Source organism: Neisseria sp. HMSC056A03 (assembly GCF_001815685.1).
In the GTDB taxonomy this organism is placed as follows: domain Bacteria; phylum Pseudomonadota; class Gammaproteobacteria; order Burkholderiales; family Neisseriaceae; genus Neisseria; species Neisseria subflava.
On record NZ_KV821620.1, the window covers coordinates 14,046 to 35,119 of the forward strand.

General features: G+C 47.1%; 14 protein-coding genes. 10 read left to right on the plus strand and 4 right to left on the minus strand.

Annotated features, from left to right (window positions below):
- Positions 1-4: 4 nt before the first annotated feature.
- Complete coding sequence (gene tig, locus HMPREF3052_RS04175; protein WP_070748725.1) at positions 5-1,315, plus strand: trigger factor; 1,311 nt, start codon at positions 5-7, stop codon at positions 1,313-1,315.
- A gap of 90 nt (positions 1,316-1,405) precedes the next feature.
- On the plus strand, positions 1,406-2,026 hold the full coding sequence (gene clpP, locus HMPREF3052_RS04180; protein ID WP_070748727.1) for an ATP-dependent Clp endopeptidase proteolytic subunit ClpP: 621 nt from the start codon (positions 1,406-1,408) through the stop codon (positions 2,024-2,026).
- A gap of 66 nt (positions 2,027-2,092) precedes the next feature.
- Here clpP and HMPREF3052_RS04185 read toward each other — a convergent pair whose 3' ends face one another.
- The gene (locus HMPREF3052_RS04185; protein WP_070748729.1) at positions 2,093-4,081 is read right to left on the minus strand and encodes a site-specific recombinase; all 1,989 of its coding nucleotides are present in this window, start codon (positions 4,079-4,081) and stop codon (positions 2,093-2,095) included.
- A 229-nt stretch (positions 4,082-4,310) separates the two neighbouring features.
- Complete coding sequence (clpB, locus tag HMPREF3052_RS04190; protein ID WP_070748731.1) at positions 4,311-6,884, minus strand: ATP-dependent chaperone ClpB; 2,574 nt, start codon at positions 6,882-6,884, stop codon at positions 4,311-4,313.
- Positions 6,885-7,142: 258 nt separating this feature from the next.
- Here clpB and trpS point away from each other — a divergent pair, with 258 nt between their 5' ends.
- The 3 genes from trpS to tpx all read left to right on the plus strand — a co-directional run bounded on the left by trpS (position 7,143) and on the right by tpx (position 9,311).
- Positions 7,143-8,153 carry a tryptophan--tRNA ligase gene (gene trpS, locus HMPREF3052_RS04195; RefSeq protein WP_070748733.1) on the plus strand — a complete coding sequence of 337 codons (1,011 nt, stop codon included), beginning with the start codon at positions 7,143-7,145 and terminating at the stop codon, positions 8,151-8,153.
- An 80-nt stretch (positions 8,154-8,233) separates the two neighbouring features.
- Positions 8,234-8,773: a hypothetical protein gene (locus HMPREF3052_RS04200; RefSeq protein ID WP_003683439.1), complete on the plus strand. Its 540-nt coding sequence runs from the start codon at positions 8,234-8,236 to the stop codon at positions 8,771-8,773.
- Positions 8,774-8,816: 43 nt separating this feature from the next.
- Complete coding sequence (tpx, locus tag HMPREF3052_RS04205; protein ID WP_070748735.1) at positions 8,817-9,311, plus strand: thiol peroxidase; 495 nt, start codon at positions 8,817-8,819, stop codon at positions 9,309-9,311.
- A 103-nt stretch (positions 9,312-9,414) separates the two neighbouring features.
- Here tpx and ftsH read toward each other — a convergent pair whose 3' ends face one another.
- Both ftsH and HMPREF3052_RS04215 read right to left on the minus strand, forming a co-directional pair.
- A complete protein-coding gene (gene ftsH / locus HMPREF3052_RS04210) occupies positions 9,415-11,376 on the minus strand; it encodes an ATP-dependent zinc metalloprotease FtsH (protein WP_070748737.1) in 1,962 nt (653 codons plus the stop codon).
- Positions 11,377-11,446: 70 nt separating this feature from the next.
- On the minus strand, positions 11,447-12,067 hold the full coding sequence (locus HMPREF3052_RS04215; RefSeq protein ID WP_004520613.1) for an RlmE family RNA methyltransferase: 621 nt from the start codon (positions 12,065-12,067) through the stop codon (positions 11,447-11,449).
- Positions 12,068-12,178: 111 nt separating this feature from the next.
- On the opposite strand from HMPREF3052_RS04215, the gene yhbY reads away from it, so the two are divergent.
- The 5 genes from yhbY to lpdA all read left to right on the plus strand — a co-directional run bounded on the left by yhbY (position 12,179) and on the right by lpdA (position 20,987).
- Positions 12,179-12,466 (plus strand): ribosome assembly RNA-binding protein YhbY, encoded by a 288-nt coding sequence (gene yhbY, locus HMPREF3052_RS04220; RefSeq protein WP_070631077.1) that lies wholly within the window; start codon positions 12,179-12,181, stop codon positions 12,464-12,466.
- A 224-nt stretch (positions 12,467-12,690) separates the two neighbouring features.
- A complete protein-coding gene (locus HMPREF3052_RS04225) occupies positions 12,691-14,118 on the plus strand; it encodes a tetratricopeptide repeat protein (protein WP_070748739.1) in 1,428 nt (475 codons plus the stop codon).
- A 590-nt stretch (positions 14,119-14,708) separates the two neighbouring features.
- Positions 14,709-17,372 carry a pyruvate dehydrogenase (acetyl-transferring), homodimeric type gene (gene aceE / locus HMPREF3052_RS04230; RefSeq protein WP_070748740.1) on the plus strand — a complete coding sequence of 888 codons (2,664 nt, stop codon included), beginning with the start codon at positions 14,709-14,711 and terminating at the stop codon, positions 17,370-17,372.
- Between the two features lie 144 nt (positions 17,373-17,516).
- Positions 17,517-19,127 carry a dihydrolipoyllysine-residue acetyltransferase gene (gene aceF / locus HMPREF3052_RS04235; RefSeq protein ID WP_070748742.1) on the plus strand — a complete coding sequence of 537 codons (1,611 nt, stop codon included), beginning with the start codon at positions 17,517-17,519 and terminating at the stop codon, positions 19,125-19,127.
- 78 nt (positions 19,128-19,205) lie between these two features.
- Positions 19,206-20,987, plus strand: a complete 1,782-nt coding sequence (lpdA, locus tag HMPREF3052_RS04240; RefSeq protein ID WP_070748743.1) for a dihydrolipoyl dehydrogenase — start codon at positions 19,206-19,208, stop codon at positions 20,985-20,987.
- Positions 20,988-21,074: the final 87 nt, after the last annotated feature.

Here is a 21,074-nt window from a genome sequence, read left to right on the forward strand (position 1 = left end):
TACGATGAGCGTAACTGTTGAAACTTTAGAAAATCTGGAACGCAAAGTAGTATTGTCTCTGCCTTGGTCCAAAATCAACGCAGAAACTGAGAAAAAACTGAAACAAACCCAACGCCGTGCAAAAGTTGACGGCTTCCGTCCGGGTAAAGCACCGTTCAAAATGATTGCCCAAATGTACGGCGCAAGCGCACAAAACGACGTTATCAACGAATTGGTACAACGCGAGTTCTACGAAGTTGCCGTTGCCCAAGAATTGAAAGTTGCCGGTTACCCACGCTTTGAAGCCGTTGAAGAACAAGACGATCAAGAGTCTTTCAAAGTTGCCGCTATTTTTGAAGTTTTCCCTGAAGTAACTATTGGCGACCTGTCTGCCCAAGAAGTAGAAAAAGTTACTGCGACTGTTGGCGATGCCGAAGTTGACCAAACTGTAGAAATCCTGCGCAAACAACGCACCCGCTTCAACCATGTTGACCGCGAAGCCCAAAACGGCGACCGCGTTATTATCGACTTTGAAGGCAAAATCGACGGCGAACCTTTCGCTGGCGGCGCGTCTAAAAACTACGCTTTCGTATTGGGTGCAGGTCAAATGCTGCCTGAATTCGAAGCCGGTGTTGTCGGTATGAAAGCCGGTGAAAGCAAAGATGTTACCGTAAACTTCCCTGAAGACTACCACGGTAAAGATGTTGCCGGTAAATCTGCCGTATTCACCATCACCCTGAACAACGTTTCTGAAGCTACTTTGCCTGAAGTTGACGCAGACTTCGCTAAAGCTTTGGGTATTGAAGACGGCGACGTTGCCAAAATGCGTGAAGAAGTGAAGAAAAACGTTGGCCGTGAAGTTGAGCGCCGCATCGGTGAACAAACCAAAGAATCTGTAATGAACGCCCTGCTCAAAGCAGCCGATTTGCAAGTTCCTGTTGCTTTGGTCAACGAAGAAGCCGCCCGCTTGGCAAACGAAATGAAACAAAACTTCGTTAACCAAGGTATGGCTGATGCTGCCAACTTGGATCTGCCTTTGGACATGTTCAAAGAACAAGCAGAACGCCGCGTTTCTTTGGGCCTGATTTTGGCTAAATTGGTTGAAGAAAACAAACTTGAGCCAACTGAAGACCAAATCAAAGCCGTTGTTGCCAACTTCGCTGAAAGCTACGAAGACCCTCAAGAAGTTATCGACTGGTACTACGCAGAGCCTTCCCGCCTGCAAGGTCCGACTTCTTTGGCAGTAGAAAGCAATGTTGTTGATTTCGTTCTGAGCAAAGCTAAAGTAACTGAAAAAGCGCTGTCTTTTGACGAAGTAATGGGCGCACAAGCTTAATTGCTCTAAGGCCGTCTGAAACAGACAATCAAAAGCACTGAAGCGCTTTAAATGGCTTTGGTGCTTTTCCATCATTAACAGGAGACAAAAATGTCCTTCGATTTCAATAATTACCTTGTCCCTACCGTTATCGAACAAAGCGGTCGCGGCGAGCGCGCATTCGACATCTACTCACGCCTTTTAAAAGAGCGCATCGTTTTCTTGATCGGCCCGGTGACGGACGAATCTGCCAACTTGGTTGTTGCGCAATTACTGTTTTTGGAAAGTGAAAACCCTGATAAAGATATCTTCTTCTATATCAACTCTCCGGGCGGTTCGGTTACTGCCGGTATGTCGATTTACGACACCATGAACTTCATCAAGCCTCATGTTTCTACTTTATGCTTGGGCCAAGCGGCAAGTATGGGCGCATTCCTGTTATCCGCAGGCGAAAAAGGCAAACGCTTTGCCCTGCCAAACAGCCGTATCATGATTCACCAGCCGCTCATCAGCGGCGGCTTGGCCGGTCAGGCTTCCGATATTGAAATTCACGCTAAAGAGCTGCTGAAAATCAAAGAGAAACTGAACCGCTTACTCGCCAAACATTGTGATCGCAATTTGGCCGACTTGGAACGCGATACCGACCGCGACAATTATATGTCTGCCGATGAAGCTAAAGAATATGGCTTGATTGACCAAGTTTTGGAAAACCGTGAATCTCTGCAAGCCTAATCTTTATCGGTTTTAAATTAAAAGGCCGTCTGAAAAAATATATATTCAGACGGCCTTTCTTCAATCTTACTTCGTATTTTCTTTGTTATTCACCTGAACCGGATACAGCAAAATCAAAGGATTGGCTTTCACTTGACTCCAGAAGCTTTTCAGCAGATTGCGCATACTGCCCAAACGCGTACCACGAGAACGAAGCGCAACAGCCAAAGCCAAAGAAAAGCTGACCACCAGATTCACCATGCCGATTGCCAATACACTTGCCAAGCCAAGCATAAAAGTGAATATATCTGCATGACCGCTAATCGCGGCATAACCCAAATTTGCTGAAGAAAACGCCACATGCCGAATATCCAGCGGCAAACCGAAAAGATGGCCAAAATAGCCGGTCATCCCCAAGAGCATACCGAAAATAAAATTGCCCATAAGCGAGCCGTAATGCTTATGAATATAAGCGGCCAAACGGCGACGCGGCTGCGGACGCATGATTTTTCGTAAAAACGGATTAAACGGCAGGCGCTGACGCAGGTTCAGATAATCGGAACGGTTATCAAAGAAGCCGGCAATAATCCCCGAACAAAACAACCATACACCGGCAATAGCGGCATACCATAAGGTTGGCTGAGTAAAAATCTCAATAGATTTAAGCTGGTAGGCTGTAACCGCCTCATTCAACAAGGGCTGCCCATGCGTGTAGGCATAACCCCAAGCGATCCCAGCCGCCAACAATACGGCAATCGATACATTACCAAACACGGCCACACTTTGCGAACGACACACGTCAATCAGCAGTTTTGCCAATTTATTGTCCACCGCTTTACTGCCTTCATTTGAGTCCACCTGCTCGGCAAAGCTTGCCGCTGTCATGGCAGGCTGCTTAGTCGCAACAGTGCAATGCAGCATATGAATCAGCATAAAGCCTAAACCGTAGTTAAGTCCGGCAAGGAATGAAGTAGTAAACTCGCCGAATCCTAAAGACGCAATATGGATTTTATTCAATGCCATCAAAGCAATAATCACGCCGCCTCCTGCTGCGGAATAAAACATTTTGAAATATTCGCTACGGTTGCGCGTAATGTAATGCTCACCATGATGACTTTTGTTTTCCGTAATACTGCGCGCCAGCATTCGGATACTGCTTTTACGCAAGTGGCTGGTACTGTATTGCTCTACCGCCGCGTAAATCATCGCATTCATCAGATTGATGGTTAAGCGGGTGCGGCTGCCGGTTTCAATTTGAATATTGGTCAGCAGTTTCAGACGGCCTAGGGTTTGCTGCAGACGCTCCAGCAAGTGGGCCACTTTCACTGACGAACCAGACCCCGCCCCTGTACCACGACGACGCAGATACTCAATTTGCTTGTTGCACTGGTCAAACATGACCTCCAAGTGCGCCGTATCGTAAGTTTCTTCACTGTGGCGATAGTGTTCTACCAATTTTGCAATTTCACGTTGCAAAGCAACAAATGCCGAATCCGCCTCCAACAAACGGGGAGCAATCCGTATTAAATCCGGCTCAATCGCTTCGGAAGCAATCCAAATAGACAGCATTTCTACCGCTCGCAAACGGGCATCTGCCAACTGTCGGCTGGCCGTCTGAAGCAAAGCAGGATCCGCTTTACCCAGCAACAATTCATACATGCTCAACCATTGGCGCAAACTCAGGGTCTGCAACCATTTATCATCGTTTTTCAAATGAAAAAGATATAAAAATACTTCGCGCAGATTGGAAAAATCTTTATAAGACGGGCTGAAACGTTCGTAAATCCGTATGCCCATCTCTCGAGTAAAGCTATGGCGCGAGAAAATACCCAGCTTAATCAGCGCAGGATAGATGTGAACTTTAGACAACCAGGCATAGAAGCGCAGGCTGAATTGACGGCATAAAGCATCGTCTTGTTTTAAAGTAGATAAAATCAAATCGAAACGTTCGGAAGCCTGTTTTTTGCCTCCTCGGCGCAAAAATTTGATTAATGCATTGAGAATAAGAACAAAGTCGGTATCATTTAAGCGTTCCGACAAAATAATGTGAAGATTTTGATTAGTCAGTTTTTGCATTGTAGTATTATTACATAAAATGAGATCTTTAGCAAGAACCTTGGCAAACAGGTCGGATTATATCGCATTCTTTATCAACCCATGGCACAAGATTTTCGATTAATATTCTCTAAAATTCAATGAATAATCAAATCACATAATAAATATATGATATGAATCAATAATTAAGAAAGGCCGTCTGAATTCTTTCAGACGGCCTTTTACAACAGCATACTACATTGTTTTAACCTTATGCAAACAAGAGCTTACCACCCTCTTCTTTAACATGGATTGTGCTATCAGGTGCATATTTGCCTTCGAGTAAAGCTTTTGCCAGCGGGTTTTCGATTTCCGCCTGAATGGCGCGTTTGAGCGGGCGGGCGCCGTACACGGGATCGAAACCGGCTTTGGCAATCAAATCCAAGGCGGCATCGTCCACTTTTAGGTGCAGGTGCTGCGCTTCCAAACGTTTTTCCAAGCCTTTGAGCTGGATTTTCGCGATGTTGCGGATATTCTCCTGATTCAGTCCGTGGAACACGACCACTTCGTCGATACGGTTGATCATTTCGGGACGGAAGTAGGCTTTCACTTCTTCCATCACCGCTTCTTTCACGGCTTCGTAGTCCTGCGTACCCATTTGTTGGATGTGCTGGCTGCCGATGTTGGAAGTCATGACGATGACGGTGTTTTTGAAGTCTACGGTGCGACCTTGTCCGTCGGTCAGGCGACCGTCATCCAACACTTGCAACAGGATGTTGAACACGTCGGGATGGGCTTTTTCCACTTCGTCCAGCAAAATCACGCTGTACGGTTTGCGGCGGACTTGTTCGGTCAAGTAGCCACCCTCTTCGTAGCCGACATAGCCCGGAGGCGCGCCGATCAGGCGGGCAACGGCGTGTTTTTCCATGTATTCGGACATGTCGATGCGGATGAGGTGGTCTTCGCTGTCGAACAGGAAGCCTGCCAGGGCTTTGCACAACTCGGTTTTACCCACGCCGGTCGGACCTAGGAACAGGAAGCTGCCGTAGGGTTTGTTCGGATCGGCAAGGCCGGAGCGGCTGCGGCGGATGGCGTCGGACACGGCGCGTACGGCTTCGTCTTGACCAACCACGCGGCGGTGCAATACTTCTTCCATTTTCAACAATTTATCGCGTTCGCCTTCCATCATTTTGGATACAGGAATGCCGGTCATGCGCGATACGATTTCGGCCACTTCGTCTGCGCCGACTTCAGTACGGAAAAGTTTGTTTTGTTTTTTGCCATCAGGATTGCTTTCTGCCGCTTGCAACTGTGCGCTCAATTTAGGCAACTCACCGTATTCAAGCTCAGATGCACGGGCAAAATCGCCTTGGCGTTTGGCCTGTTCGATTTTGACTTTGATGTCATCCATCTGTTTCTTGATGTCGGCAGTGCTGGATGATGCTGCTTTTTCAGCTTTCCAGATTTCGTCCAAATCGGCATATTCTTTTTGCAGGCCGTCGATTTCTTCGTCTATCAATTCCAGACGTTTTTTGCTGGCATCATCGGTTTCTTTGGCAACGTGCATTTTTTCCATTTTGAGCTGGATAATGCGACGGTCAAGTTTATCCATTTGCTCAGGTTTGCTGTCCAGCTCCATTTTGATGCGGCTGGCTGCTTCGTCGATCAAATCAATCGCTTTATCAGGCAGGAAACGGTCGGTAATATAACGGTCGCTCAACTCTGCTGCGGCAACGATAGCAGGGTCAGTAATATCGATACCGTGGTGGATTTCATAACGCTCTTGCAAACCGCGCAAAATAGCAATGGTATCTTCTACACTTGGCTCGCCAACCAATACTTTTTGGAAGCGGCGTTCGAGTGCCGCGTCTTTTTCGATGTATTGACGATATTCGTCCAAAGTAGTCGCACCGATACAGTGCAATTCGCCGCGTGCCAAAGCTGGTTTCAACATATTGCCCGCATCCATTGCGCCGTCGGTTTTGCCCGCACCAACCAAGGTATGGATTTCGTCAATGAAAATCAAAGTGTTGCCATCGTCTTTAGCCAAGTCGTTCAACACGCCTTTCAAGCGTTCTTCAAATTCGCCGCGGTATTTCGCGCCGGCAATCAAAGCCGCCAAGTCCAGAACCAAAAGGCGTTTGTTACGCAGGGATTCAGGTACTTCGCCGTTAACAATACGTTGCGCCAAGCCTTCAACAATAGCGGTTTTACCCACACCTGGCTCACCAATCAGCACAGGGTTGTTTTTGGTTCGGCGTTGCAATACCTGAATGGCGCGGCGGATTTCGTCGTCGCGGCCGATAACGGGGTCAAGTTTGCCGTCGCGGGCGCGCTGGGTCAGGTCGAGCGTGTATTTTTTCAGAGCATCGCGTTGGTCTTCGGCATTAGCATCGTTCACGTTTTGTCCTCCTCGTACCGCGTCAATCGCGGCATTGATGTTTTGTTCGGTCGCACCGGCTTCTTTCAGGATTTTGCCGGTCGCATCATTCTGCTGAACCAAAGCCAGCAGGAAAAGTTCGCTGGCGATATAGGCATCGCCACGTTTGGTTGCAGCCTTGTCCATCAAGTTCAATACAGCTTGCAGCTCACGGCTAGGCATAATATCGCCGCCTTGTCCGGATACTTTTGGCAAGCTGCTCAAATGTTGCTGCAAACGTTGTTTTACTTGAGGCACATTCACACCTGCATGAGCCAGCAACGCAGCAGCACCACTGTTTTGATCATCAAGCAACGCTTTTAAAATAAAGCCGGCTTCAAGGTAGCTGCTGTCCGCAGCCAAAGCCAAACTTTGACCTTCTTGCAGAGCTTGCTGAAATTTGGCAGTCAATTTATCAAATCTCATTTTACGTTCCTCTTCAAATATATTCTGTTAGAGCCTATATAAGCGCAAATGTGGATAACTCAATAGCTATTTCCTCAATTAATCAAAAATTTTTACTATATTATTGTTTTATAAAGTTTTATTTTTATAATTTTATGTGTATAACTTTTATTATCCAGTTACCCTTTGCTCAAAAGGCCGTCTGAAAAATCAAGAATAATCAGGTATAATCGGCACCATATTTATTTTCAGACGGCCTTTGTGCCGAAGGATACTTTCATGAGCAAAAAACGAGTTTTAACAGGCGTTACCACAACAGGTATTCCACACTTGGGCAACTATGTCGGTGCCATCCGCCCGGCTATCCGCGCAGCGCAAGATTCCAATACCGAATCATTCCTCTTTTTGGCCGACTATCACGGTATCATCAAATGTCATGAGCCGGAAATGATTCATCAATCTACTCAAGCTGTTGCCGCCACATGGCTCGCCTGCGGACTCAATCCGGAACAGACTACTTTCTACCGTCAAAGCGACATTCCCGAAGTGATGGAGCTAAACTGGATTCTGACCTGTATCACCGCAAAAGGCCTGATGAACCGCGCCCACGCTTATAAAGCCGCAGTACAGACAAATACCGAAAACGGTCAGGAAGATCCGGATCACGGCGTGGAAATGGGCCTGTACAGCTACCCTATCCTCATGACTGCCGACATCCTTATGTTCAATGCCCATGAAGTACCAGTCGGTCGCGACCAAATCCAACACGTTGAAATGGCACGCGATATTGCCGGCCGCTTCAATCACCGCTTCCAAGAACTCTTCACCCTGCCAGAAGTGAAAATCGACGAAAACGTCGAACTCTTGGTCGGCTTGGACGGACGCAAAATGTCCAAATCCTACGGCAACACCATTCCGCTTTGGGAAAACGACAAGAAAACCCAAAAATCGGTTAACAAAATTATCACCAATATGAAAGAGCCCGGCGAACCGAAACAGCCTGATGAAAGCCCTCTGTTTGAAATCTACAAAGCCTTCTCCACGCCGTCTGAAACTGCCGAGTTCACGCAAATGCTGGCCGAAGGCCTTGCTTGGGGTGAGGCCAAGAAACTCTTGGGCGCAAAAATCAATGCCGAACTCGCAGAGCCGCGCGAGCGCTACAATGAATTGACCGCCAAACCCTCTCAAATTGAAGACATTTTGCAGTCCGGCGCACAAAAAGCGCGTAAAGAAGCACGTGAATTGTTGGATAAAGTACGCGATGCAGTAGGTATTCGTCCGTTGAAATAATAGCAAGGCCGTCTGAAAATTTCAGACGGCCATAATATCGTTTATCATTTGAAATATAATCGTTTTCTAGGGTTTCTCATATGAAAAAAACCTTTCCCCTTATCTTGCTCAGCCTTTCATTGGCTGCCTGCGGCGGTAAATCTGAAGATACTGCAGCCAATGATGCTGCTTCAGGCAAAGCGCCAAAGCCTACCTTCAAAGTTAAATATATCGATGAACAAGCCATAGCCGGTTTGGATTTGGGTACAGCTCAAGAAGGCGAAACCAAAGAAGGTAAAAAACAACGCACCTATCCGATTAACGGCATAGAGGGTGGCGTCATCAATCTGATTGGCAAGCACCCTACCGACTTAGAAGTCATCAGCGGCCAATGCATGGAAAAAAATGAAAAAGGCGTTTCAGCCGGCTGGTCAGCCAACGGAGTCTGCCACACTACCTTTGCAAAAATGGTGGATAATATTGCCCAAGACGGCAGCAAACTGACCGACTATCTGATTTCACACGCTGCTTTGCAACCTTATACCGAAGGTAAAAGCGGTTATGCCGCCGTACAAAACGGCCGCTATATTTTAGAAATTGACAGCGAAGGCATGTTCTATTTCCGCCGCCGTCATTACTAAACTCCTGACCATCCTATTTTCCCCCTGACACAAGGACTGAATCATGGCCCAAGTTACTTTCCAAGGCTCACCTATTTCTACAAACGGCAATTTGCCCGCTATCGGCCAAGTTGCACCTGATTTCACATTGGTAGCAGCAGACCTATCTGAGAAATCATTGGCTGACTTTGCAGGCAAACGCAAAGTGCTGAATATTTTCCCTAGTATTGACACCGGCGTATGCGCCCAGTCCGTCCGCACTTTCAACAAACATGCCTCGTCTTTGGATAATACCGTCGTTTTGTGCATTTCTGCCGATTTACCGTTTGCACAAGCCCGTTTCTGCGGCGCAGAAGGTTTGGAAAATGTAGTGACACTTTCTACATTCCGCAGCAGCTTTTCTAATGATTACGGTGTTACACTGACAGAAAGCCCATTACGCGGCCTGACTGCCCGTGCAGTGGTGGTTTTGAACGAGCAAAACCAAGTTCTCCACACTGAGTTGGTCTCTGAAATTGCGAACGAGCCTGACTACGAAGCTGCTTTGGCTGTTTTGTAATTAACCAAATAAAATCAGGCCGTCTGAAGCTTTTCAGACGGTCTTTAGATTATCCTCAAAATAAAAACGGTAGCTTATAAGCTACCGTTTTCTGTTTCAAGCCTTATACAGATTTATCTGTTTTGTCTGCTTCTACTGACTCAGTATTCTGAACCTCATTTTGCTCAACAGGTTCAACAGCTTCAGCAACAGGCACTTCAGGCTCTTCTACTTTGTCATCACGGACATTGTGGCTGTAATCTTTAGGCGGGCTAGGTTGTTTACCGGCCATAATTTCCAAAACTTGGTCTCGATCGATGGTTTCCCAATCCATCAGTGCTTTGCACATGGTTTCCATCTTATCGCGATTTTCATCCAAGATTTTGTAAGCGACTTGGTATTGCTCATCCAAAATACGGCGGATTTCCGCATCGATATCTTGTTGGGTTTTCTCGGAAATATTTTGAGATCGGGTTACGCTGCGACCCAAGAATACTTCGCCTTCGTTCTCAGCATAAACCATCACACCCATTTTGTCGCTCATACCATAACGCGTTACCATCTCGCGTGCCATTTGAGTTGCACGCTCAAAGTCGTTAGATGCGCCGGTAGAAATACGGCCGACAAAAATATCTTCAGCAATACGGCCACCAAACAAGATTGAGAGCTGGCTCAGCATTTGGTCTTTGTACATGCTGATACGGTCACGCTCAGGCAGCTGCCAAGTCAAACCCAATGCACGGCCACGAGGCATAATGGTTACTTTGTGAACAGGATCGGTAAACGGCAGGCTTTCCGCTACGATGGCATGGCCGGCCTCATGATAGGCTGTCGCACGTTTTTCATCTTCGTGCATCACTATGCTGCGACGCTCCGGACCCATGTAGATTTTGTCTTTTGCATCTTCAAAGTCGCTTTGATCGACTTTCACTTTATTGCGACGACCAGCAAACAAAGCTGCTTCATTGACCAAGTTTGCCAAATCCGCACCTGAAAAACCAGGTGTACCGCGTGCTAAAGAAGTCAAATCTACGGATGCATCCAAAGGTACTTTTTTAGCGTGTACTTTCAAGATTTGCTCACGGCCACGGATATCAGGCAATGGAACAACGACTTGGCGGTCAAAACGGCCCGGACGCTGCAACGCAGGGTCAAGTACATCAGGACGGTTGGTTGCTGCGATCACAATAACGGTTTGGTTGCTTTCAAAACCATCCATTTCAACCAACAATTGGTTCAATGTTTGCTCACGCTCATCATTGCCACCGCCCAAACCGGCACCACGCTGACGGCCGACAGCATCAATTTCATCAATAAAGATGATACATGGCGCATTTTTTTTAGCCTGCTCGAACATATCGCGGACACGGCTCGCACCGACACCGACAAACATTTCTACGAAGTCAGAACCTGAAATACTGAAGAATGGCACACCGGCCTCACCAGCAATCGCTTTGGCCAGCAATGTTTTACCCGTACCAGGGCTACCGGCCAACAAAATACCGCGAGGTACTCGACCGCCCAGACTTTGATAACGATTAGGCGATTTCAGGTAATCTACGATTTCTTGTACTTCTTCTTTTGCCTCATCACAACCTGCAACATCGGCAAAAGTAACTTTATTGGAATCTTTGTCCAACAAACGTGCACGGCTCTTACCAAAAGAGAATGCGCTGCCTTTACCGCCACCGCCGCTTTGCATGCGCATGAAGTAGAACCATGCACCGATCAACAACAAAACAGGCAGCAGGCTGTAAAACAGACTGGCCAGCATACTTGGTTTTTCTTCCGGAGTCACTTTGACGCGTACTTTGTTGTCCAACAGTGTTTTAACCAAGTTGTCATCCAAAGGCGCATTGGTATAGAAGGCAGTTTTATCGGTGCGCTCACCTTTAATCAGATAGCCGCTGACAACAGATCCTTCAATATTGACATTGGATACTTCGCCACTATTAACTTGCTGAATAAATTGAGAATATTCGATTTGCTGTTTATCTTCCTGCTTATCGCTGAGTGCATTGAATGCTGCTAAAAGCATAGCACCACCCACTACCCAGACTAATATGTTTTTAATGGTATTCCCCACTGAACAGGCTCCATGGTTACAAAATAAATAAAATCAAGGGAAAGAATTTTAAAGCACCCACCCTACATTGTCAGCGTTTATTTTTACCTAATAGGTAAATCTCACTGGAACGATTGCGGGAAGCATCCGGCTTTCGGGTTTGTACACTGGCAAAAATTTCACGCATAGCCGCCGTATACTCTTGATAACCCGCGCCTTGAAACACCTTCACCAAAAAACTGCCTCCGGTTTTCAAATGCTGGGAGGCAAAATCCAAAGCCAGTTCACACAAATAAAAACTGCGTGCCTGGTCGGTTACGGCATTGCCTGACATATTGGGTGCCATATCACAGATTACAAGGTCTAACGGACGATTATCCAATAAGGCTTCAAACTGCTCCAAAACAGCATCTTCCCTAAAGTCACCCTGAATAAACGACACACCTTCAATAGCATCCATTGGCAAAATATCCAAAGCGAACACTGCCCCTGTTTTACCGACCAGCTTGGCCGCAACTTGTGACCAACTTCCCGGCGCACTGCCCAAATCCGCTAAAACTGTACCTGGCTTGATTAATTTGTCTTTCTGATTGATTTCCAATAATTTATAAGCCGCTCTGGCACGATATCCGTCCTTTTGTGCCATATGGACATAATGATCGTTGACGTGCTCATGCAGCCATGCTTTTGAAGATTTTGAGCGTACAGCCATCTTGATTTGAAATGCTTAAGTTAAAATCAGCATTGTACGTTATTTCCCCCGTAAATGTTCTAAATCGCGTACAATATAGCCATTATTCTTTTTAATTGGATACTTATTAATATGAGCGACAACAAATTAAGCACCAAAGAAATTTTGGCCTTGAAAGCCCAAGCACACCACCTCCACCCTGTCGTTATGGTTGGCCAACAAGGCTTGACCGACTCGGTCATCAAAGAAACCGATGCCGCATTGACAGCACACGAATTGATTAAAGTCCGTGTTTTTGGCGATGATCGTGCTGAACGTATTGAAATTTGTGATGCCCTGTGTGAAACACTGGGTGCCCAACTGGTGCAACATATTGGTAAATTACTTGTTTTGTGGCGTAAAAAACCGGACGATGAATAATTTAAACTGAATAAACAGCAGAAGTATTTTCTCAACCCACTTTATCACACCCTTCTGTTGTATTTATGCAGCATAAAACAAATTATTCCATTATTCTAAGTATAAAAATACAAATCCGGTTGTCTGTTTTTGTAAATAACCTCAAAATTACAAAATCATAACGGCCGCACCTTGTCGGCCGATAATTTTATTCTTAATCCTTCACAAAATATAAAAGCAAACCGATGAATGCTCAACAATATGAAGAATCTTTTCTGCTAGCAGAAAAATTAATCACTCAAAACCCACCTGACTTTGCACGAGCCATTCCATTGCTCTGCGAAGCAGCAGAAGCCGGGCATATTGAGGCTGCATTTCAGCTGGCAGGATGCCTGATCGAACACCATGAAAATGAGCAAGATTTAGTAATTGCAGTTGAATATTTAAAACAAGCTGCAAGAGCTGGTCATCCATATGCCCGCTATAATCTTCTCCAGTTACAAGAAAATAATGGAATAGAAGTAGAAAAGCTCATTGCAACCTATCAAGAGCTTGCCGAAGAAGGATTGGCTCCTGCCCAACTGCGCCTGATGCGTTTATACGCAGACAATGGCAATGACCAAGAAGCAGTCAAATGGGCATTAAAAGCTGCCGAACAACAAAATCCTCAGGCACAATACTTCTTAGCCCAACATTACCAATACTCCAGCTCTCCTGATTTGGAATATTCCCATAAACTTTATCAGCAATCCGCTGCACAGGGATTTATTGCGGCACACTGGCAACTCGGCCTTCAATACAAATTGGGGCAAGGTGTTACACAAAATCCTGAAAAAGCCATCGAACATTTGCGTATTGCCGCCGATTACGACATTGTTCCGGCGCAAACTTCTCTTGGAGAACTCTTAGCCGCATCAAATCCTGCTGAAGCATTGAAATGGTTCGAAAAAGCTGCCGAACAAGGTGACAGTAATGCGCATGTAGCACTTGCCGAAATATATCTATTGGGTAAAAACACCGAACGAGACCCTCAAAAGGCCTATCAGCACGCTAAATTTGCTGCGGATCAAAATGATCCGGAAGGATTGCGCCTTTTAGGTGATATCTATCGCTACGGATTGGGACAAGCAGTTGATGCAGACACCGCACGTCAATATTATCAACGCTCGGCTGATTTAGGTAATCTTGTCGCTTACCAAAAACTTCTGTCTGACAGCGCATTGAATAACCAGCGAAACTATGAGCTGACGAAAGAAATCGCCCTCCAACGTCAGGAGGCTGAACGTCTATACAAGCTGGCATTTGCAGCGCACTATGGCTTAAAACGCCAACAGAATTACGCTGAAGCACTGGATCTATACCATCAGTCCGCAGAACGTGGACACAGCAAATCCCAAACCAATCTTGGCATGATGTATTACAGCGGACAAGGCGTACCTGTCGACTACGCCCAAGCAGCAAAATGGTTTGAAGCGGCGGCCAAACAAAGAGACACGATGGCTCAATATAATCTTGCCTGTCTGTATTATCACGGCATGGGTGTAGAAAAAGACATCAACAATGCTTGTTTCTGGTTGCAAGAAGCCATCCAACATGGACATGAACAACAAGACGTTCTTAAAGAACTTTTGGCTCAATGGAAGCAATTCGCTCAAAAGACCTCTGCCGCTTAAAGACCGTCTAAAATTCTAACTTCCTACATAAATGACATGTCAGCGCTAAAATAGCCTGTACATGTCATTTTTTTCATTTACCCTTCCTCTACAATCTCCATCTTCAAATCCCATTTCTCCTTAATCTCTTTAGAGTCTTCAGACGGCCTATTCTCTTTGTAAAAAACCAGATAATCTAAATTTAATTTTCTATTTACAACAAAATTTGAAGAATATTTTTCGTATTCGAATCTATTTACTCAAATATCTGATACCTTTTACTGAATCCACTCAATATCTCGATTTAAAAACAAGCTCCATAACTCTTTAAAAAAATCCTAATTTCAACCTCTACATCCTATCAATATCTACAGCATGATTTGCCAGTTTGCCCAATTACTGATAGCATTTGCAGGTTAGCTTATTCGCAAAAAGTTCAATTCTTTCTGATTTTTCATCAATGCTTATAACGTATTGAAAACATTCCAGTAATTAAAACTTTTTCGAATTTGACTCTAGGAATTTTCGTTTTTAACTCACATTTGTTCACAAACGAAAATATCGGAGTAATACTCCGTCATTGAAAAACACTCAACACAAGGATAGATATTATGTCCACCCAATTACACGATGTTGACCCAATTGAAACCAAAGAATGGTTAGACGCGTTAAGCTCTGTTTTAGAATATGAAGGCAGCGAGCGCGCCCAGTATCTGCTGGAAAGTTTGGTCAAATACAGCCGTGACAAAGGCATCCGTATGCCTCACGGCACCACTACTCCATACTTGAACACTGTTTCCGTTGAAGACGAAAAAGGCATCCCCGGCGACCAAAACATCGAACACCGCATCCGTGCATTCGTTCGTTGGAACGCTGCCGCTATCGTTTTGCGCGCGGGTAAAAAAGATTTGGAATTGGGTGGACACATTGCATCTTTCCAATCAGCCGCCACTATGTACGAAGTCGGCTTCAACCACTTCTGGAAAGCTAAAGGCGAAGGCGAAGAAGGCGATTTGGTATTCTTCCAAGGCCACGTAGCCCCTGGTATCTATGCACGCGCTTTCGTTGAAGGCCGTCTGACTGAAGACCAGCTGAACAACTTCCGTCAAGAAGTTGACGGCAAAGGTCTGCCTTCTTACCCTCACCCTCACCTGTTGCCTGACTTCTGGCAATTCCCAACCGTATCTATGGGTCTTGGCCCATTGATGGCAATTTACCAAGCACGCTTCCTGAAATACTTGGAATCTCGCGGTCTGGCTAAAACCAAAGGCCGTAAAGTATGGGTATTCTGTGGCGACGGCGAAATGGACGAACCTGAAAGCCAAGGTGCTATTGCTCTGGCTTCACGCGAAGGCTTGGACAACTTGGTATTCGTTATCAACTGTAACCTGCAACGTTTGGACGGCCCAGTACGCGGTAACGGCAAAATCATTCAAGAGCTGGAAGGCAACTTTGCCGGCGCCGGCTGGAATGTTGTGAAAGTCATCTGGGGTCGTCGTTGGGACCGCCTCTTGGCAAAAGACAAAGACGGCATTCTGCGCAAACGTATGGAAGAGTGCTTGGACGGTGACTATCAAACTTACAAATCCAAAGACGGTGCATACGTTCGCGAACACTTCTTCAATACACCTGAACTGAAAGCATTGGTCGCCGATATGACTGATGACGAAATTTGGGCATTGAACCGCGGTGGTCATGACCCTCAAAAAGTCTACAACGCTTACGACCGCGCTGCGAACCACGCCAACGGCAAACCTACTGTAATCTTGGCAAAAACCATTAAAGGCTACGGTATGGGTGCATCCGGCGAAGGTCAAAACGTTGCCCACCAAGCCAAAAAAATGGACAAAGCGTCTCTGAAACAATTCCGTGACCGCTTTGATATTCCTGTAACTGACGAGCAAATTGACAGTGGCGACCTGCCTTACCTGACTTTTGCTCCTGACAGCGAAGAATACAAATACCTGCACGCACGCCGTGAATCTTTGGGTGGCTACCTGCCTCAACGCAACCCTACCCAAGACGTTCTGGAAGTGCCTGAACTGTCAGCATTTGATGCCCAACTGAAATCCAGCGGTGACCGTGAATTCTCAACCACTATGGCTTTCGTACGCATCCTGTCTACTCTGCTGAAAGATAAAAAAATCGGCAAACGCGTTGTACCTATCGTTCCTGACGAAAGCCGTACTTTCGGTATGGAAGGTATGTTCCGCCAATATGGTATTTGGAACCCTAAAGGTCAACAATACACCCCTCAAGATAAAGACCAACTGATGTTCTACAAAGAATCTGTTGACGGTCAAATCTTGCAAGAAGGTATTAACGAGCCAGGCGCAATGGCTGACTGGATCGCGGCTGCAACCAGCTACGCCAACAACAACTTTGCGATGATTCCTTTCTACATCTACTACTCTATGTTCGGTTTCCAACGCGTTGGCGACTTGGCATGGGCAGCAGGCGATATGCATGCACGTGGCTTCCTGCTGGGTGGTACAGCCGGCCGTACAACACTGAACGGTGAAGGTTTGCAACATGAAGACGGTCACAGCCACATTCAAGCAGACTTGATCCCAAACTGTGTAACTTACGATCCGACATTCCAATATGAAGTAGCCGTTATCGTACACGATGGCTTGCGCCGCATGTATGTTAACCACGAAGACGTGTTCTACTACATCACCCTGATGAATGAAAACTACACTCATCCGGACATGCCTGAAGGCGTAGAACAAGACATCCTGAAAGGTATGTACTTGCTGAAAGCCGGTGGCAAAGGCGACAAGAAAGTTCAATTGATGGGTTCTGGCACCATCCTGCAAGAAGTCATTGCCGGTGCCGAATTGTTGAAAACCGACTTCGGCGTGGAAGCAGACATCTGGTCTTGCCCATCTTTCAATCTGTTGCATCGCGACGCTATCGAAGTAGAACGTTTCAACCGCCTGAATCCTTTGGAAACTGCAAAAGTACCGTTTGTTACTTCTCAACTGCAAGGTCATGACGGCCCAGTAATTGCCGCTACCGACTATATCCGCAGCTATGCTGACCGCATCCGTGCCTACATCCCTAACGACTACCACGTCTTGGGTACTGACGGCTTCGGTCGTTCCGACAGCCGTACCAACCTGCGCCGCTTCTTCGAAGTTGACCGCTACAACATTGCCGTTGCTGCATTGAGCGCATTGGCCGAACAAGGCAAAGTCAGCAAAGAAACCGTTCAACAAGCCATTGAAAAATATGGTATCAAAGCCGATTTAGCTCCTAGCTGGAAACGCTAATTGATGTTTCAGACGGTCTGTTTGTTTCATTCAGACATCAGGCCGTCTGAAAACCGAATGCTTGAATGGTTTGAACAAACTGTACCGATGCCGTGTGAAACAGTTTTCAGACGGCATCAAACTGAAAATATTAAAGGAACTCAAATGAGTATCGTAGAAATCAAAGTCCCTGATATCGGCGGCCATGAAAATGTCGACATCATCGCCGTAGAAGTTAAAGTGGGTGACACTATTGCCGTTGACGACACCCTGATTACTTTGGAAACCGACAAAGCCACTATGGACGTACCTGCTGATGCAGCCGGTGTTGTTAAAGAAGTTAAAGTTAAAGTTGGCGATAAAATCTCTGAAGGTGGCGTTATTCTGACCGTTGAAACCGGTGCTGCCGCTGCAGATGCCGCTCCTGCAGCAGAAGCTCCTGCTGCTCCAGCTGCTGCGCCTGCAGCCGCTCCTGCCGGTGGCGCTACCGTACAAGTTGTTGTACCTGATATCGGCGGTCACTCTGACGTTGACGTTATTGCCGTTGAAATTAAAGTCGGCGACACTGTTGCCGTTGACGACACCCTGATTACTCTGGAAACCGACAAAGCCACCATGGACGTACCATGTACCGAAGCCGGTGTGGTTAAAGCCGTATTCCTGAAAGTTGGCGACAAAGTATCCGAAGGCTCCGCCATTATTGAAGTAGAAACTGCCGGCTCTGCCGCAGCAGCCCCTGCTCCTGCCACTCAAGCCGCTGCGCCTGCACCAGCTGCCGCTCCTGCTCCTACTGCACCAGCAGCTGCGCCTGCACCTGCTGCACCTGCTGCTCCTGCTGCTGCCAAAATCGATGAAGCTGCATTTGCAAAAGCGCATGCAGGTCCTTCCGCACGCAAACTGGCGCGCGAATTGGGCGTAGATTTGGGCCAAGTCAAAGGTACCGGTCTGAAAGGCCGTATCATGGGCGAAGACGTTAAAGCCTTTGTTAAATCCGTTATGCAAAGCGGTGCAGGCAAACCTGCCGCTGCTTCTTTGGGCGGTGGTCTGGACTTGTTGCCATGGCCTAAAGTTGACTTCTCTAAATTCGGCAGCGTTGAAGTTAAAGAATTGTCTCGCATTAAGAAAATCTCCGGTCAAAACCTGTCTCGTAACTGGGTTGTGATTCCTCACGTTACCGTACACGAAGAAGCGGACATGACCGAATTGGAAGAATTCCGCAAACAACTGAACAAAGAATGGGAACGCGAAGGCGTAAAACTGTCCCCATTGGCGTTCATCATTAAAGCCTCTGTTGCTGCGCTGAAAGCCTTCCCTGAATTCAACGCCTCTCTGGATGGCGACAACTTGGTGCTGAAAAACTACTTCAACATCGGTTTCGCAGCAGACACGCCAAACGGCTTGGTTGTTCCTGTAATCAAAGACGTGGATCAAAAAGGCTTGAAACAAATCAGCCAAGAACTGACCGAATTGTCTAAAAAAGCCCGCGAAGGCAAGCTCAAGCCACAAGAAATGCAAGGCGCATGCTTTACCATTTCCAGCTTGGGTGGCATCGGCGGTACAGGCTTCACGCCAATCGTGAATGCTCCTGAAGTTGCTATCTTGGGCGTGTGCAAATCCCAAATCAAACCGGTTTGGAACGGCAAAGAATTTGCTCCTCGCCTGATGTGCCCGTTGAGCCTGTCCTTTGACCACCGTGTCATCGACGGTGCCGCCGGTATGCGCTTCACCGTATTCCTGGCTAACCTGTTGAAAGACTTCCGCCGCATTACTCTGTAATCCGAGCATTTTCAGACGGCCTAAATAAAAAGGCCGTCTGAAAAAAAGAAGCCCGAACATCATTCAGAAAGATTAGACATGAGCTTAATTGAATTGAAAGTGCCCGACATTGGCGGTCACGAAAATGTAGATATTATTGCGGTTGAAGTAAATGTGGGTGATACCATTGCTGTGGACGATACCCTGATTACTTTGGAAACTGATAAAGCGACTATGGACGTACCTGCCGAAGTTGCAGGCGTAGTCAAAGAAGTTAAAGTTAAAGTGGGCGACAAAATCTCTGAAGGCGGTTTGATTGTTGTCGTTGAGGCCGAAGGTGCAGCTGCTCCTAAAGCCGAAGCACCTGCCGCTCCTGCACAAGAAGCTCCTAAAGCAGCCGCTCCTGCTCCTCAAGCTGCTCAATTCGGCGGTTCTGCCGATGCCGAATACGACGTAGTCGTATTGGGTGGCGGCCCCGGCGGTTATTCTGCTGCATTTGCTGCTGCTGACGAAGGCTTGAAAGTTGCCATCGTCGAGCGTTACAAAACTTTGGGCGGCGTTTGCCTGAACGTCGGCTGTATCCCTTCCAAAGCCTTGTTGCACAATGCTGCCGTTATCGATGAAGTACGCCACTTGGCTGCCAACGGTATCAAATACCCTGAGCCTGAACTCGATATCGACATGCTGCGCGCCTACAAAGACGGCGTGGTTTCCCGTCTGACCGGCGGTTTGGCAGGTATGGCTAAAGGCCGCAAAGTAGATATTATCCAAGGTGACGGCCAATTCTTAGATCCGCACCACTTGGAAGTTTCTCTGACGACCAGCGAAGTGTACGAACAAGCGGCTCCTACCGGTGAGAAAAAAATCGTTGCCTTTAAAAACTGTATCATTGCAGCAGGCAGCCGCGTAACCAAATTGCCTTTCATCCCTGAAGATCCTCGAATTTTCGACTCCAGCGGCGCATTGGCCCTGAAAGAAGTACCGGGCAAACTGTTGATCATCGGTGGCGGTATTATCGGTCTCGAAATGGGTACGGTTTACAGCACTCTGGGTTCTCGCCTGGATGTGGTTGAAATGATGGACGGCCTGATGCAAGGCGCAGACCGCGACTTGGTTAAAGTATGGCAAAAACAAAACGAATACCGTTTTGACAACATCATGATCAACACCAAAACTGTTGCTGTCGAGCCTAAAGAAGATGGTGTTTACGTTACCTTCGAAGGTGCAAATGCGCCTAAAGAACCACAACGTTACGATGCCGTACTGGTTGCCGCCGGTCGTGCGCCTAATGGCAAACTCATCAGTGCCGAAAAAGCCGGTGTTGCCGTTACCGATCGCGGCTTCATCGAAGTGGACAAACAAATGCGCACCAACGTGCCGCACATCTACGCTATCGGCGATATCGTCGGTCAACCTATGCTCGCGCACAAAGCCGTTCACGAAGGCCACGTTGCCGCTGAAAACTGTGCCGGCCACAAAGCCTACTTCGACGCGCGCGTCATTCCGGGTGTTGCCTACACTTCTCCTGAAGTAGCATGGGTTGGTGAAACCGAGTTGTCTGCCAAAGCCTCCGGCCGCAAAATCACCAAAGCCAACTTCCCATGGGCTGCTTCCGGCCGTGCGATTGCCAACGGTTGCGACAATGGTTTCACCAAGCTGATTTTTGATGCTGAAACCGGCCGCATCATCGGCGGCGGTATCGTTGGTCCTAACGGCGGCGATATGATCGGCGAAATCTGCTTGGCCATCGAAATGGGCTGTGATGCAGCCGATATCGGTAAAACCATCCACCCACACCCAACCCTGGGCGAATCCATCGGTATGGCTGCTGAAGTGGCATTGGGCGTATGTACCGACCTGCCTGCTCAGAAAAAGAAATAAGTTCACTCAAATAAAATTTGAACGAACTTGATGGAACAAAGGCCGTCTGAATGTTTCAGACGGCCTTTTCGCAAATAAGGAGACTCA